The organism is Streptococcus sp. HMSC061E03 (genome assembly GCF_001813505.1).
In the GTDB taxonomy this organism is placed as follows: Bacteria; Bacillota; Bacilli; order Lactobacillales; family Streptococcaceae; genus Streptococcus.
This window is the reverse complement of sequence record NZ_KV812784.1, coordinates 1,096,682-1,112,111: the sequence shown is the minus strand read 5'-3', so window position 1 is coordinate 1,112,111 and position 15,430 is coordinate 1,096,682. Positions and strand designations below refer to the sequence as shown.

Sequence of the window (15,430 nt, the reverse complement as noted above, 5' to 3'; positions counted from 1 at the left end):
CGAATTACCGATTTCTGTCCCACTCTCTTTTTATTTACTAAAGAAGAAAGGTGGGGTGAATTCTTTTAATTTTTCAAAGCAATCCAAAGCTCCTTGGTTGTCTTCGCAGATAACCAAACAGACATCGTCTCCACAGATGGTAGCTACAATTTCTTGGAGTTCCAATGCATCTAAGATCGCTCCAAAAGATTGAGCGAGGCCTGGAAGAGTTTTTACAACGACCTGGTTTTGAACGGGCCGCAACATGACTAAGGCATCTTCCATATACATCCGCAGGCGCTTTTCCCAACGGGAAGGAGCGATCGTATTCATGGCATAGTAGGAACTATCCCCCTCGTTAATTTTTACTAGATTCAAGGATTTGACATCCCGTGAAAGGGTGGACTGGGTAACGAGAACGCCATTGGCTTCTAAGGCTTCTTGAAGTTCTTGTTGGGTATGAATCCTACGCTCAGAAATGATCGAGCGGATCAAGCGGTGGCGACTTTCAATTTTATTCATGAGAGACTCCTTTACCTGATGAACATAGCATCCCCAAAACTGAAGAAGCGGTAGCGTTCTTGAATAGCATGGTGGTATGCTTCGAGGGTTAATTCACGGCCGGCAAAGGCAGAAACCAACATGACCAAAGTTGATTTTGGAAGGTGGAAGTTGGTTGAAAAGGCATCGACGACTTTCCATTCATAACCTGGTTTAATAAAGATATTGGTCCAACCTGAATCGGCTTGGATGTCTCCATTAAATTTGTTACCAATCGTTTCAAGGGTTCGAATAGAAGTCGTTCCGACGGCTACGATGCGTTTCCCTGCAGCTTTTACCTGACGAAGGGTCGCGGCAGCTTCTTCAGAAAGTTGGTAAAATTCAGAGTGCATCTCATGGTCTTCAAGATTGTCCACGGATACTGGACGGAAGGTTCCTAGGCCCACATGAAGGGTCAAATAGACCAGGTGAACACCTTTTGCTTCAATCTTTTGGAGCAATTCTTGGGTGAAATGAAGACCTGCCGTTGGAGCTGCAGCAGAACCATTTTCTTTGGCGTAAACGGTTTGGTAGCGCTCGCGGTCAGCAAGCTTTTCGTGAATATAGGGAGGAAGTGGCATTTCACCAAGGCTTTCCAAGACTTCTAAAAAGATCCCTTGGTAGTGGAAGCGAACGATGCGCCCACCATGCTCCAATTCTTCCTCAACGGTTGCGGTCAAACGACCATCTCCGAAGCTGACTGTGGCCCCGACCTTTAAGCGTTTTGCGGGTTTTGCCAAGACTTCCCAACAGTCATCTTGCGTATTTTTAAGGAGAAGGAATTCGACGTGACCACCTGTTTCTGGCTTGACGCCGTGAAGACGGGCAGGCAGTACGCGCGTATTGTTCATGACAAGAGCATCTCCTGGCTCCAATTCATCCAAAATTGCATCAAAATGACGGTCTTGGAATTGCCCTGTTTTTCGATCGAGGATCAAGAGTTTAGAGGCATCTCGTTTTTCAAGAGGGGTTTGAGCAATCAGTTCTTCAGGCAAATCAAAGTCAAAGTCGTTAGTATTCATTTGCGCTCCTTTTATAATAAATTTGTGAGTAGATAGATGGTAGTCCCGACAGCTAAGAGCATCAGGCTGATTCCCATCAAAAAGATCAGGACCTTGAGAATCTTTCTTTGATGAATCAAGAAAGATAAGAGAAAGACAAGGAGTCCGATCAAAAAAATGATGAATAATAGTGATACAATCATACCTTTCATTATATCACGAATCGACTTGAAAATGAAAAAAATGCCAGAAAAAGATAGCGGTTTCACTTGACAAAAATTGGTCTATACCATATAATAAAAGCATAGAGAAATAGGAGGTCTATCCAATGAAAATTATTGAAGTAAAGGACCAAATTGAGGGTGGAAAAGTTGCCTTTGATATATTAAAAGAAACTTTAAAGGAAGGTGCTCAAACCTTAGGTCTTGCGACTGGAAGCAGTCCCCTTGAGTTTTATAAACAAATTCGTGAAAGTGATTTGGATCTGTCTAATCTAATCAGTGTGAACTTAGATGAATACGTAGGGTTGACGGGAGATGATCCTCAATCTTATCGGTATTTCATGGAGAAAAACCTCTTTGATGCCAAACCATTCAAAGAAAGTTATCTCCCATCAGGTGTAGAAGAATCTGCCGATCAAGAAGTGATCCGTTATAACAAAATACTCGAAGACCATCCAGTGGATCTTCAAATCTTGGGAATCGGACGCAATGGGCATATCGGTTTTAATGAGCCTGGGACATCCTTTGATAGTCAGACCCACTTAGTTCAGTTGGATGCCTCTACCATTGAAGCTAATTCTCGTTTCTTTGATAAGATCGAAGATGTACCAACCCAAGCCATTTCGATGGGGATTGCCAATATCTTAGCTGCGAAATCAATTGTCTTATTTGCTTATGGGGAATCAAAAGCCCAAGCGATCAAAGGTACGGTAGAGGGGGAAAGGACAGAAAAAGTGCCAGCTAGTGCCCTTCAAGGACATCCAAATGTGACCATTATTGCGGATAAGGAAGCTTTGAGCTTGTTAAGTCGATAAAAAACAGGACCTATCGCCGATTTATTCGGGCCAGATAGGTTTTTTTCTGCTTCAAAATATGGTACAATACAAGTAATTATCTGCTGGGATTAGCTCTTTTCATCTACTGGGAGACAAGAGGAAAGGGCATGAGGGCTAGAAGCTTATTTTATCCTCCAGCTGATTAGTCTGTTATAAAGGAAAAGTTTATGATAAAAAAATATTTGATCCATATTTGCCTCCTTCTGAGTCTCTTATGCCAGCCAATTCTAGCGAGTGCGGATGAATTGGTGGATATGGCGCAAAAGATGTACCCAAATGACAATGTCCAAGCCATTAACCGTCCACATTCTTCACTCATCATTGACGGCAATACGGGAAATGTTCTTTGGAAAGACAATATCGATGAAGTCAGAGATCCTGCCAGCATGAGTAAGCTCATGACCCTCTATCTCTTGTTTGAAGATATGGCAAATGGCAAGATCAGTAAGGATACAGTGATCAAGGCGACCGCTTCAGACCAAGCGATAGGAAAGATCTATGAGATCTCCAACAATAATATTGTTGCTGGGGTAGACTACACAATTCCTGAGTTGATTACCATGACAGTGGTTCCATCCTCAAATGTATCGACCCTCATGTTGGCCAATCTTATGTCCAACAATGATCCAGATGCCTTTATCGAGCGCATGAATGCCAAAGCTAAGGAATTAGGGATGACCAACACGGTCTGGAATAACCCGAGTGGGGCGGCCATCTCCACCTTGCAAGGCTACTATCAGGTCAACAATTATCCAAATGATGCGGCTAACCAGACAACTGCGCGTGATTTAGGGATTTTGGTCTATCATTTTATCAATCAATACCCAGATATTTTAAACTATACCAATCAAGCCCAAGTCACGGTCAAAAAAGGAACTCCGTATGAGGAAACCTTTGATACCTACAATTATTCATTGCCAGGAGCCAAGTATGCCTTGAAAGGTGTGGATGGTTTAAAAACTGGTTCAAGTCCTCGTGGAGCTTTCAACTATATCGCGACCATCAAACGGGGCAATCAGCGCTTAATTGCTGTCATTATGGGCGTAGGAGATTGGGCAGACCAAGATGGGGAATATTACCGCCATCCGTTTGGCAATGCCTTGATCGAAAAAGCTTATAAAGATTTTGGCTATAAAAAATTGTTAGATGCGGGTGTCCAGAAGATTGACGGCAAGACCTATACACTCGAAAAACCCTTCTATGCAACGGTTAAAAAAGGTGCTAAAGAACCGACCCTTGCGGTAAAAGATGGCTATCTGACAGTAGATAATGATCTCTATACGTTGTCTGAAGGTATCCGAGATGATATGAAGGTGGAAGAAGGGGCCAAGCCAGAGCTTGTCAAAGAAACAGCAAGTGTGAAAAAGACAACGGCTAAGCACAGTAAATGGCTTTCGCTGGATCACTTCCTGATTTTGATTCCGATTCTCATTCTTGTCATCATTCTCTCGATTGAAAAACAAAGTCGTGAGAGACGCAAAAAAGAGGCTCAAAAGCGCTATAATAAAGAATAAAATAAAACCTAACTGATTGTCAGTTGGGTTTTGTCATTGTTCTATTAAGATACTTTTAGAAAGGACTTATATGAAAAGATTCCGAAATTCTTATGCAGCGTATATGCTGCTCTATAGTTTTTATTTTATGTCCACATCTCTCTTTACGACCCTTATTTCCGTTTATTTGATGGGAAAGCACTATGGTGCAACTCAAGTGTCGACCTTGGTATCGGTTGCCTTTTTCTTATCTATGGTAGCCCAACCCTTTTTTGGGTATATCAATGAGCGATTTGGAATCGTAAAAATGACGACTCTCAGTCTGAGTGTGATCATTGGTGGTGTCCTCGGTTTTCTTTGGGCCCCCAATCTCTTTTGGCTGACCGTTTTTTATGGGATTGTTCTAGTCTGTTTAAATGGGACAGCTCCCATGATGGAAGTATTTGCAACGCAAAGTCCATACGCTTTTGGGAAGATTCGCGTTTGGGGAACCATTGGCTACTCGGTCGGTGTTCAAATAGCCGGCTGGGTCTATCATCAGTTTAGCCCCCAAGCTGTCTATTATACGGTTTTGATCACCATTGTATTGAGTCTCTTCTGCCTAAGTGCGGTTCGGATGAAGACAAGAGAGAAAACAGAAGAAAAGGTTAAAGAGCCGGTCTCTATTCGTCCTCTTCTTCATAATGGACCTTATCTCTTCTTTATCATTTTGATTGGCTTGGCTTCAGGGGTTGGAAATATTGGTCATACCTATATTCCTGAGTTGCTCATGGATAGTGGTCTACCAGTCCATATTGCCTCTACGGTTGTAGCTATCTCCGTCGTAGTGGAAGCCCCCTTGATCTTTTTCTCTGATCGATTCATGGACCACTGGCCTTTACGGGTTTTGATCGCTCTTCCAATCGGGATTATTTTTGCTCAATATGCTGTCTACGCTCTTCCAAGTCCTGTCTTCTTAAAAGTGCTTTTGACTCTTTTAGCCAAGCATACAACAGGGATGGTTTTGATTATGGTCTCCTTACGGTTTATTGCCCAACAGGTGAATGGCAAAGACTTGGTTCTTGCCATGGCCATTGTCCAAGGAGCTCGTTATTTAGGAACCATTCTTTTACAACCCTTCGCAGCCCTCTGTATTGAAAGAGGTGGTTACCAAGTCATGAGTTTCTTTTTAGCAGGGGTTGTAGGGATCGTCTTTTTACTGAGCTTTGCCTTAAAAATGCCCCAAGGGAAGGCTCACGGCCTTTTTGGTGGCAAAGTAGACTAATGAAATTGTTACAATTGTATGACTAATCATCGAGGAGTTGGACAGAAACACTGATCTCATAGTGTTTTGTCCAACTTTTTTGCTATTATTAAGAACTAGTGATTAATTTGACAATCAAAGTATTCGATGATAGAATGAGGTAAAATAAATATAAAGGAGACCATTTTATGAAAAAAATGATCTTATCGACAGCTGCTCTTTTGACGATTGTTTCCCTAGCTGCTTGTTCAAACAAACAAGACACAAAGAAGGAAACTTCAAATAGTCAATCAACTACTAAAGTGACGAGCAAATCTGACAACACTTCAAAAAGTAAGGATACTTCAACAGATTCAGAAGAGTCTTCATCTTCTAGTCTCTTAACAGATGCTGAAATCAGCAAGGCTAAAACAGTTGGAGACTTCAAAAAGTTGTTTGCAAAATTAATGGATCAATCTGTTTCTATTACTGAAGAAGCAGGCACTTCTGTGACAGGTTCTGCAAAAGAACAATACGATGCAACGATTAGTGCTTTGAAGCAAGAATTGGAAAACCAAAAAGATATCTTTAATGAAGGCTTGGAAAGCATCGGTTCAGATAGCACAGTCGTTCCTAAAGAAAAGCGTGAAGCTTTGATCGAAAGCTTGAAAGATGCTCGAGAAGAGTTGGAAAGTACTCGTAAAGAAATGAAAGATATGCAGAAAGAATTGAGTAAATCTCCTGTTGCAGATGACGACAGTGATGATTCAGATTCTGAAGAATAAAAGGAAGAAGAGGTTGGAATTTCCAGCCTTTTTCTTATTTTTTTTCGAATGATATAGATGAGGAGGTGGGGCTATGTTTATTGCCATGGATAACAATCAAAAGCGGTGGAACTGTATGGAAGAGATCCCAGCTGTGACAGAAGGTCCCTTCTATTGCTTAGCTTGTCATAGTCCAGTGCGTCTAAAAAATGGCTCGGTTCTACGGGCTCATTTTGCTCATGTAGAATTACAGCATTGTCCCTATCATCACGAAGCGGAGAGTTTTGAACATCTGGAATTGAAAGCCAGTCTTTATGACTGGGCCTCTAAGGAGTCTAAAACAGAGGTAGAAAGTTATTTAGCAGACTTTCAACAAATTGCCGATCTTTTGGTAGTAGACAAGAACTTAGCTTTGGAAGTGCAGTGCAGCTCCCTATCTTTAGAACGCTTGAAGGAGAGAAGCGATGCTTATCGATCCCATGGTTACCAGGTCTATTGGTTACTTGGTAAAAAGTTGTGGCTCAAGGAAAGACTGACAAAGCTACAGGCTGGTTTTCTTTATTTTAGTCAGAATCGCGGGTTCCATCTTTGGGAATTGGATCTGACAAAGAAAGAGTTACGTTTGCAATACCTCATCCATGAGGATTTGAGAGGGCGATTGCATTATCAAACAGAAGTTTTCCCTTTTGGTCAAAGGTCTTTACTGGATGTCTTACGGACCCCTTATCTTTCACAACCCATGCGGCAAATGGCAGTCGAGCTCGATCGTACATTTTTAACGTATATACAGCAGCAACTCTTTTATCGTCACCCAAAGTGGCTGAAGCTTCAGGAAGAACTCTATTTGCAGGGAAACCATCTGATGGAACTGGGGCTGGATTTCTTTTATCCTCTTTGTCGTCCGATCCTTTCACAGAACTTGCTTCAAATTGAAGAGGATGTAGAAGATTACTACCAGCAGTTTATGACCTATTATCAGTCGCAAGGGATCCAACCTGTTCAGATCCTTTATCCCCCACGTTTTTATGCTCAGCAGAAAAGCTAACTTTCTAAGATAGAAATCCTCCCGAAATGTTCATTTTTATGCTAAAATAGTACCATTGGAGGATTAATCGAAATGGTAAAACAACGTAATGAAATTGATGAAAAATACCAATGGGATTTGTCGACTATTTTTGCGACAGATCAAGCTTGGGAAGAAGCAGCAGCTAGCTTAGCTGCAGATATTAAAGCAGCAAGCCACTATGCTGGTCATTTGTTGGATTCAGCGCAAACACTGTTGGATACAACCAATGCATATTTAGAATTGAGCCGTCGTTTAGAAAAGGTCTACGTCTATGCCCATATGAAAAATGACCAAGACACACGAGTGGCTAAATACCAAGAGTACCAATCAAAAGGGATGTCTCTTTATAGCTTGTTAGGTGAAACCTTTGCCTTCTATGAGCCTGAATTCATGGCCATTACGGATGAGCAATACAAGGCCTTTGTGAGTGAAGTTCCAGCCTTGGAACAATATGGACATTATTTTGATCGTTTGCTAGAGAAAAAAGAACATGTCTTGTCTCAAAAAGAAGAGGAATTACTTGCAGGAGCTGGTGAGATCTTTGCGTCAGGTGGTGAAACTTTTGAAATCTTGGACAATGCAGATATTGTTTTCCCAACTGTGCATGATGACAAGGGTGAAGAAGTTCAGTTGACACATGGAAACTATATTTCATTGGTAGAATCAAAAGATCGTGCCGTTCGTAAAGAAGCTTACGAAGGTCTCTACAAGGTCTATGAACAGTACCAACATACCTATGCAAAAACCTTGCAAACCAATGTGAAAGTTCACAACTTCAATGCCAAAGTTCGCAAATTCTCATCTGCTCGTGAAGCAGCCCTTTCTGAAAACTTTGTACCAGAAAGTGTTTATGATAGCTTGGTAGCAGCTGTGAACAAACACTTGCCACTCTTGCAACGCTATGTGCAATTGCGTTCAAAAATTCTAGGAATCTCAGACTTGAAGATGTACGATATGTATACGCCATTATCCGATACAGACTACAAGTTTACCTATGAAGAATCGTTGGCCAAAGCAGAAGAAGTCTTGGCTGTTTTGGGTGAGGACTACCTTTCTCGTGTGAAACGTGCCTTTAGCGAACGGTGGATTGATGTGCATGTCAACCAAGGAAAACGCTCAGGTGCCTATTCAGGTGGTTCTTATGATACCAATGCCTTCATGTTGTTGAACTGGCAAGATACATTGGATAATCTCTTCACCTTGGTGCATGAAACTGGTCACAGTATGCATTCTAGCTATACCCGTGAAACCCAGCCTTATGTCTATGGGGACTATTCCATCTTCCTTGCCGAAATCGCCTCTACAACCAATGAAAATATCCTGACCGAACGTCTGTTAGAAGAAGTAGAAGACGATGCAACTCGTTTTGCTATTTTGAATCACTTCTTGGATGGCTTCCGTGGAACCGTCTTCCGTCAAACGCAGTTTGCTGAATTTGAGCATGCCATCCATAAAGCAGACCAAGAAGGTACCGTTTTGACTAGTGAGTTCTTAAACAACCTCTATGCAGAGCTCAATGAAAAATACTATGGTCTTTCAAAAGAAGACAACCCTGAGATCCAATATGAATGGGCTCGGATTCCTCACTTCTACTATAACTACTATGTCTTCCAATATTCAACAGGTTTTGCAGCAGCTTCAGCCTTAGCTGAAAAAATTGTTCATGGAACACAAGAAGATCGTGATAAATATATCGACTACTTGAAGGCTGGAAATTCTGACTATCCACTCAATGTCATCCGCAAAGCAGGTGTGGATATGGAAAAAGAAGACTACTTGGACGCAGCCTTTGCGGTCTTTGAACGTCGGTTGAATGAATTTGAAGCCCTAGTAGAAAAATTAGGACTCGCATAAGATGGTAGAGTCTTATAGTAAAAATGCCAACCACAATATGCGCAGGCCAGTGGTTAAAGATGAGATCGTTGACTTTATGCGCACGCGTCAAAAACCGGTAGCAGGTGCCTTGGAGGAGTTAGAAGCATTCGCCCGAAAGGAAAATATTCCGATTATTCCGCATGAAACGGTAGCTTACTTTAGACTACTCCTGCAAGCCCTACAACCAAAGAAAATCCTGGAAATTGGGACAGCAATTGGATTTTCAGCGCTCTTAATGGCTGAAAATGCTCCCGATGCACAAATTACCACTATTGATCGGAATGAAGAGATGATTGGCTTTGCTAAGGAAAATCTGGCTAAATACGATCAGAGAAAGCAAATCACCTTGCTTGAAGGAGATGCAGTAGATGTATTGCAGGATTTAACAGAGATCTATGACTTTGTCTTTATGGACTCTGCTAAGTCTAAGTACATCGTCTTTTTACCACGGATTCTCGAACTCTTAGAGGTTGGGGGAATTGTGGTACTGGATGATATTTTCCAAGGAGGAGATGTTGCCAAGGACATCATGGAAGTGCGTCGTGGACAACGAACCATTTACCGGGGGCTTCAGAACCTCTTTCATGCGACTCTCAATCATCCAGATTTGACCGCTAGTTTGGTGCCACTTGGAGATGGTATTTTGATGATTCGGAAAAATGCAGAGACGGTAACCTTGCCAGATCCTAGCTCTTTTTAGGTAAATTTAAGGTATTCTCTCTAATTTGTGGTAAAATAGAAGAAGTTTAAAAAGGAACGGAGAATAATTTTCATGAAGAAAAAACTTGTAGCGGGTGCTGTGACCTTGCTATCAGTCGTAACACTAGCAGCGTGTGCCAATGGCACAAACAAAGATATCGTGACCATGAAAGGGGACACGATCACAGTTTCTGATTTCTATAATGAAATCAAAACCAACCAAGGTGCTCAACAAGTTCTTTTCCAAATGACCATCAATAAAGTCTTTGAAAAAGAATATGGATCAAAAGTTTCTGATAAAGAAGTCGATAAAGAATTGGCTAAACAAAAGAAACAATTAGGTAACCAATTCGATGCATACTTGGCGCAACAAGGCTTGACGGAAGAAACAGCGAAGAAACAAATCCGTAGCAATATGTTGTTGGAATATGCAGTCAACCAAGCTGCTAAGAAAGATATCAAAGAGTCTGACTACAAGGCGGCTTTTGAATCTTACACACCAGAAGTAACAGCACAAATTATCAAGTTGGATTCAGAAGATAAAGCAAAAGAAGTGTTGGAAGCAGCTAAAGCGGAAGGTGCAGACTTTGCCCAAATCGCCAAAGACAATTCAACAGATACTGCTACAAAAGATAAAGGTGGCGAAGTTAAGTTCGATTCAGGAACAGCAAATATTCCATCTCAAGTCAAAGAAGCTGCCTTTAAATTGGATGAAAACGGTATTTCAGATGTGATCACAGTTTCAGCAGGTCAAAACTATTCTGCTAGCTACTATATTGTCAAGTTGAATAAGAAGACAGAAAAAGGTTCTGACTGGAAGAAATACGAAAAACGTTTGAAAGAGATCATTGTTGACGGTCGTAAGCAAGATACCAACTACATCCGTAGCATTATTGCAAAAGCGATGACCAATGCTAATATCAAGGTCAAAGATGATGCCTTCAAATCAACATTTAACCAATATTTGCAAAATATCGGTGTTCAAACGAGCGATAGCAAATCATCATCTAAAAAATAGTTGACGGTTCCTTTTGGAACTTGTATAATGAAATAGTTGAGAATAAATCATTGTTACTCGGAATCAGAGAAGTGGCGGGGGTGCGAGCCATGGAAGAGAAATGATTTTGCTACTCGGCTGAGACAATTGCATATAAAATGAAGAATGACAAGTTCATTGAATGAAGGTGGTACCGCGGTTTTTCGCCCTTCGTTTAGTGGCTTGTTTTTTGTTTATGGGCAGTTGTCTGGAGCTTTTTAAAGGAGATCAAAAGATGCGAACCTATCAAGTGAAACAAAAATTTCGATTGGGTGGCGAGCGGTTCGATATCAAAGATGAGTTGGGAAATGTTGAGTACCAGGTTGAGGGATCTTTTCTTAAGATTCCCAAGACTTTTACCATCTACGATAAGAATGGACAAGAAGTGAGCCACATCGTTAAAAAAACAATCAGCCTTCTTCCTAAGTTTGTGGTTGAGTTGAAGGATGGGGACCGCTTTTTTATCCATAAAAAACTGACGCTCTTCAGGGATAAATACGATATCGAAGATTTGGGACTTCGGGTACAAGGAAATATCTGGGACCTAGAATTCAAATTATTCGATGATCGGGATCAAATCGTCGCTGAGATTAGCAAGGAACTCTTTCATCTAACCTCTACCTACCAAGTATCGGTCTATGAGGATGAATACGCTGATTTAGTCATCTCACTTTGTGTCGCCATCGATTATGTCGAAATGTTAGAAGCTGGCGCAAATTAAGCTTAAAAAAATTAGGAGAAAAATATGAAACAATTATCTAGTGCACAAGTCCGTCAAATGTGGCTTGATTTCTGGGCAAGCAAAGGTCACTCTGTAGAACCATCTGTTAGCTTGGTTCCAGTAAACGACCCAACGCTTTTGTGGATTAACTCAGGGGTTGCCACTCTTAAGAAATACTTCGACGGAACCATCAAACCTGAAAATCCACGGATTACCAATGCTCAAAAAGCCATCCGTACCAACGATATCGAAAACGTAGGGAAGACTGCCCGTCACCATACCATGTTTGAAATGTTGGGGAACTTCTCTATTGGAGATTACTTCCGTGATGAAGCCATTACGTGGGCTTATGAGCTTTTGACAAGTCCGGAATGGTTTGATTTCCCTAAAGACAAACTTTACATGACCTATTACCCTGACGACAAGGATTCATACAACCGTTGGATCGCTGTTGGTGTAGATCCAAGTCACTTGATCCCAATCGAAGACAATTTCTGGGAGATCGGTGCGGGACCTTCTGGACCAGATACAGAAATCTTCTTTGACCGTGGAGAAGCCTTTGACCCTGAAAACATCGGTCTTCGTCTGCTTGCGGAAGATATCGAAAACGACCGTTACATCGAAATCTGGAACATTGTCTTGTCACAATTTAACGCTGACCCAGCAGTTCCTCGTAGCGAATACAAGGAATTACCACACAAGAACATTGATACGGGCGCAGGTTTGGAACGTTTGGTAGCCGTTATCCAAGGGGCGAAGACTAACTTTGAAACAGACCTCTTCATGCCGATCATCCGTGAAGTGGAAAAGATGTCTGGTAAAACCTATGATCCAGATGGCGATAACATGAGCTTCAAGGTGATTGCTGACCACATCCGTTCGCTTTCATTTGCGATTGGAGATGGGGCTCTTCCAGGTAATGAAGGACGCGGTTACGTTCTTCGTCGTCTCCTCCGTCGTGCTTCCATGCATGGTCAAAAATTGGGGATTGAAGGAACCTTCTTGTATAAATTGGTTCCAACCGTTGGGAAGATCATGGAAAGCTACTACCCAGAAGTACTTGAAAAACAAGACTTTATCGAAAAAATTATCAAGAGTGAAGAAGAATCATTTGCTCGTACCTTGAACTCTGGTCAACACTTTGCCCAAACCATCGTTGAAGACTTGAAAGCCAAAGGTCAAACAGTGATTGCTGGTCAAGATGTCTTCAAACTCTATGATACATACGGATTCCCAGTGGAATTGACAGAAGAAATCGCAGAAGAAGCAGGTATGACAGTCGACCGTGAAGGTTTTGAAGCAGCCATGAAGGAACAACAAGAACGTGCGCGTGCATCAGCTGTTAAAGGCGGATCCATGGGGATGCAAAATGAAACCCTTCAAAACATTACAGTTGAAAGTAGCTTCAACTACAATGCTAGCCAATTGCCTTCTAAGTTGGTGGCTATTGTAGCGGACAATGCAGAAGTAGAAGCTGTATCTGAAGGGACTGCATCACTGATCTTTGCAGAAACTCCATTCTATGCTGAAATGGGTGGACAAGTTGCGGACCATGGTCAAATCTTGGATGCTGCAGGAAACGTCGTAGCGACAGTGACAGATGTTCAAAAAGCACCAAATGGACAACCACTTCATACTGTTGAAGTTCTTGCTCCTCTTGCCTTGAACCAAGAATACACCTTGGCGATCGATACCAATCGTCGTCATCGTGTCATGAAGAACCACACTGCGACTCACTTGCTCCATGCGGCTCTTCACAATATCCTTGGTAACCATGCAACCCAAGCAGGATCTCTCAACGAAGTAGAATTCCTTCGCTTTGACTTTACCCACTTCCAAGCCGTAACTCCTGAAGAATTGCGAGCTATTGAACAACAAGTCAATGAAAAGATTTGGGAAGCGATCGCAGTCGAAACAATTGAAACAGATATCGATACTGCTAAAGAAATGGGAGCCATGGCCCTCTTTGGTGAGAAATACGGTAAGGAAGTCCGTGTTGTCACTATTGGTGATTACTCTGTTGAGCTCTGTGGTGGTACTCACGTAGGTAACACTTCTGAAATTGGTCTCTTCAAGATTGTCAAAGAAGAAGGGATCGGATCAGGAACTCGTCGTATCTTGGCAGTGACTGGTAAGGAAGCCTTTGAAGCTTATCGTGAACAAGAAGATGCTCTGAAAGCAGTCGCAGCAACTTTGAAAGCTCCTCAACTCAAAGAAGTCCCTCACAAGGTGGAAGGTCTTCAAGAACAACTCCGTCAATTGCAAAAAGAAAATGCAGAATTGAAGGAAAAAGCAGCAGCAGCGGCAGCAGGTGATGTCTTCAAGAATGTTCAAGAAGCAAACGGACACCGTTACATTGCCAGCCAAGTTTCTGTATCAGATGCAGGTGCCCTTCGTACCTTTGCGGATAACTGGAAACAAAAAGATTACTCTGATGTGCTTGTTCTTGTCGCAGCCATCGGTGACAAGGTCAATGTCCTTGTAGCCAGCAAGACAAAAGATGTGCATGCAGGTAATGTGATCAAAGAATTGGCTCCAATCGTCGATGGACGTGGTGGTGGTAAACCAGACATGGCCATGGCAGGAGGAAGCAACCAAGCCAAGATCCAAGAATTGTTGGATGCTGTAGCAGGTAAATTGTAATTATCGAAGAGGTTGGATGTTTGTTCAACCTCTTTTTTCAAAAAAGAAGCAGATCCAATTAGAAAAAGATTGCAACAAAAAAACCTTTCCGTCTGGAAAGGTTTCAGATTGAAGATAAAGTCTTCTGAAAAACTTTCCTTAGGTGAGTACGGACGTCAGCGAACTTCTACGAAGTTCCATGACTAATTCTTGAAACTAAGGTCTCAAGAATTCCGAGTGTCTGAGACTACTATGTCTCAGACACTTTTCTCACGGCGGAAAGTTTTTAATCTTTAAAAAATAAAAGTCATTTTTTGAAAATCATCTATCTGTTTTATGTAAAACAATAGGTTGTCTACATTTAAAAACCTTTCCAAACGGAAAGGTTTTTCTTCTTATAGTCCGTAATTGTAATCGTCATCCTGCATGGCTTCTACTTCACCGAGAAGGTAACCATTTCCGACTTGAGAGAAGAAGTCGTGGTTAGATGTACCGGTTGAGATTCCGTTCATAACGATTGGGTTGACGTCATCCGCTGAGTCTGGGAAGAGTGGATCTTGTCCCAAGTTCATGAGGGCTTTATTAGCATTGTAGCGAAGGAAGGTCTTGACTTCCTCTGTCCAGCCCACACCGTCATAGAGGCTCTCTGTATAGCCTTCTTCATTTTCATAGAGGGTATAGAGCAGGTCATACATCCATTCTTTGAGTTTTTCTTGTTCTTCTTCTGGTAATTCGTTAAATCCAAGTTGGAACTTGTAGCCGATATAGGTTCCGTGAACTGATTCGTCCCGAATGATCAACTTGATGATCTCAGCTACGTTGGCCAATTTGTTGTTTCCAAGATAGTAGAGAGGTGTGAAGAAACCAGAGTAGAAGAGGAAGGTCTCAAGGAAAACGCTGGCGACTTTCTTTTCAAGGGGAGTCCCATTGAGATAGATTTCGTTGATGATTTCTGCCTTCCTTTGAAGGAAAGGATTGGTGTTGGTCCATTCGAAAATCTCTTCGATTTCTGACTTGGTATTCAAAGTAGAAAAGATAGAAGAGTATGACTTAGCATGGACAGATTCCATAAATTGGATGTTGTTAAAGACAGCTTCTTCATGGGGAGTACGAATATCCGCACGAAGGGCTTGAACACCTGTTTCAGATTGCATGGTATCTAGAAGAGTTAATCCCCCAAAGACTTTACCAACTAGGTCTTTTTCTTTATTCGACAACTTTCTCCAGTCATCCAAGTCGTTTGACAAAGGGATACGTGTATCCAACCAGAATTGCTCTGTCAGTTTTTCCCAGGTCGATTTATCGATGACATCTTCGATCGCATTCCAGTTAATGGCTTTGTAGTATGTTTCCAT

13 protein-coding genes are annotated in these 15,430 nt (G+C 41.8%); 10 read left to right on the top strand and 3 right to left on the bottom strand.

Going from position 1 to position 15,430, the window contains the following annotated elements; all coding sequences use genetic code 11:
* Nucleotides 1-30: 30 nt before the first annotated feature.
* Nucleotides 31-501: an arginine repressor gene (locus tag HMPREF2917_RS05655; RefSeq protein WP_003006364.1), complete on the bottom strand. Its 471-nt coding sequence runs from the start codon at nucleotides 499-501 to the stop codon at nucleotides 31-33.
* A gap of 11 nt (nucleotides 502-512) precedes the next feature.
* Nucleotides 513-1,541: a tRNA preQ1(34) S-adenosylmethionine ribosyltransferase-isomerase QueA gene (queA, locus tag HMPREF2917_RS05650; protein ID WP_070589455.1), complete on the bottom strand. Its 1,029-nt coding sequence runs from the start codon at nucleotides 1,539-1,541 to the stop codon at nucleotides 513-515.
* Between the two features lie 307 nt (nucleotides 1,542-1,848).
* Between queA and HMPREF2917_RS05640 the strand changes: the two genes are divergently transcribed.
* The 10 genes from HMPREF2917_RS05640 (at nucleotide 1,849) to alaS (ending at nucleotide 14,096) form a co-directional block, all read left to right on the top strand.
* On the top strand, nucleotides 1,849-2,556 hold the full coding sequence (locus tag HMPREF2917_RS05640; protein WP_003006372.1) for a glucosamine-6-phosphate deaminase: 708 nt from the start codon (nucleotides 1,849-1,851) through the stop codon (nucleotides 2,554-2,556).
* A gap of 188 nt (nucleotides 2,557-2,744) precedes the next feature.
* Complete coding sequence (locus tag HMPREF2917_RS05635) at nucleotides 2,745-4,091, top strand: DUF1958 domain-containing protein (RefSeq protein WP_070589454.1); 1,347 nt, start codon at nucleotides 2,745-2,747, stop codon at nucleotides 4,089-4,091.
* Between the two features lie 70 nt (nucleotides 4,092-4,161).
* Nucleotides 4,162-5,334, top strand: coding sequence for an MFS transporter (locus HMPREF2917_RS05630; protein ID WP_070589452.1), 1,173 nt, complete (start codon nucleotides 4,162-4,164; stop codon nucleotides 5,332-5,334).
* A 167-nt stretch (nucleotides 5,335-5,501) separates the two neighbouring features.
* The gene (locus HMPREF2917_RS05625) at nucleotides 5,502-6,077 is read left to right on the top strand and encodes an LptM family lipoprotein (protein ID WP_070589450.1); all 576 of its coding nucleotides are present in this window, start codon (nucleotides 5,502-5,504) and stop codon (nucleotides 6,075-6,077) included.
* A 73-nt stretch (nucleotides 6,078-6,150) separates the two neighbouring features.
* The gene (locus HMPREF2917_RS05620) at nucleotides 6,151-7,101 is read left to right on the top strand and encodes a competence protein CoiA (protein WP_070589446.1); all 951 of its coding nucleotides are present in this window, start codon (nucleotides 6,151-6,153) and stop codon (nucleotides 7,099-7,101) included.
* Nucleotides 7,102-7,173: 72 nt separating this feature from the next.
* A complete protein-coding gene (gene pepF / locus HMPREF2917_RS05615; protein WP_070589444.1) occupies nucleotides 7,174-8,976 on the top strand; it encodes an oligoendopeptidase F in 1,803 nt (600 codons plus the stop codon).
* Between the two features lies 1 nt (nucleotide 8,977).
* Nucleotides 8,978-9,697: an O-methyltransferase gene (locus HMPREF2917_RS05610; protein ID WP_070589443.1), complete on the top strand. Its 720-nt coding sequence runs from the start codon at nucleotides 8,978-8,980 to the stop codon at nucleotides 9,695-9,697.
* 72 nt (nucleotides 9,698-9,769) lie between these two features.
* Nucleotides 9,770-10,714, top strand: a complete 945-nt coding sequence (prsA, locus tag HMPREF2917_RS05605) for a peptidylprolyl isomerase PrsA (RefSeq protein WP_070589441.1) — start codon at nucleotides 9,770-9,772, stop codon at nucleotides 10,712-10,714.
* Between the two features lie 253 nt (nucleotides 10,715-10,967).
* Complete coding sequence (locus HMPREF2917_RS05600) at nucleotides 10,968-11,453, top strand: LURP-one-related/scramblase family protein (RefSeq protein ID WP_070589439.1); 486 nt, start codon at nucleotides 10,968-10,970, stop codon at nucleotides 11,451-11,453.
* 24 nt (nucleotides 11,454-11,477) lie between these two features.
* Nucleotides 11,478-14,096, top strand: a complete 2,619-nt coding sequence (gene alaS / locus HMPREF2917_RS05595) for an alanine--tRNA ligase (protein ID WP_004219906.1) — start codon at nucleotides 11,478-11,480, stop codon at nucleotides 14,094-14,096.
* A 374-nt stretch (nucleotides 14,097-14,470) separates the two neighbouring features.
* On the opposite strand, the gene nrdF is transcribed toward alaS, so the two are convergent.
* Nucleotides 14,471-15,430 carry a class 1b ribonucleoside-diphosphate reductase subunit beta gene (nrdF, locus tag HMPREF2917_RS05590; RefSeq protein ID WP_031573445.1) on the bottom strand — a complete coding sequence of 320 codons (960 nt, stop codon included), beginning with the start codon at nucleotides 15,428-15,430 and terminating at the stop codon, nucleotides 14,471-14,473.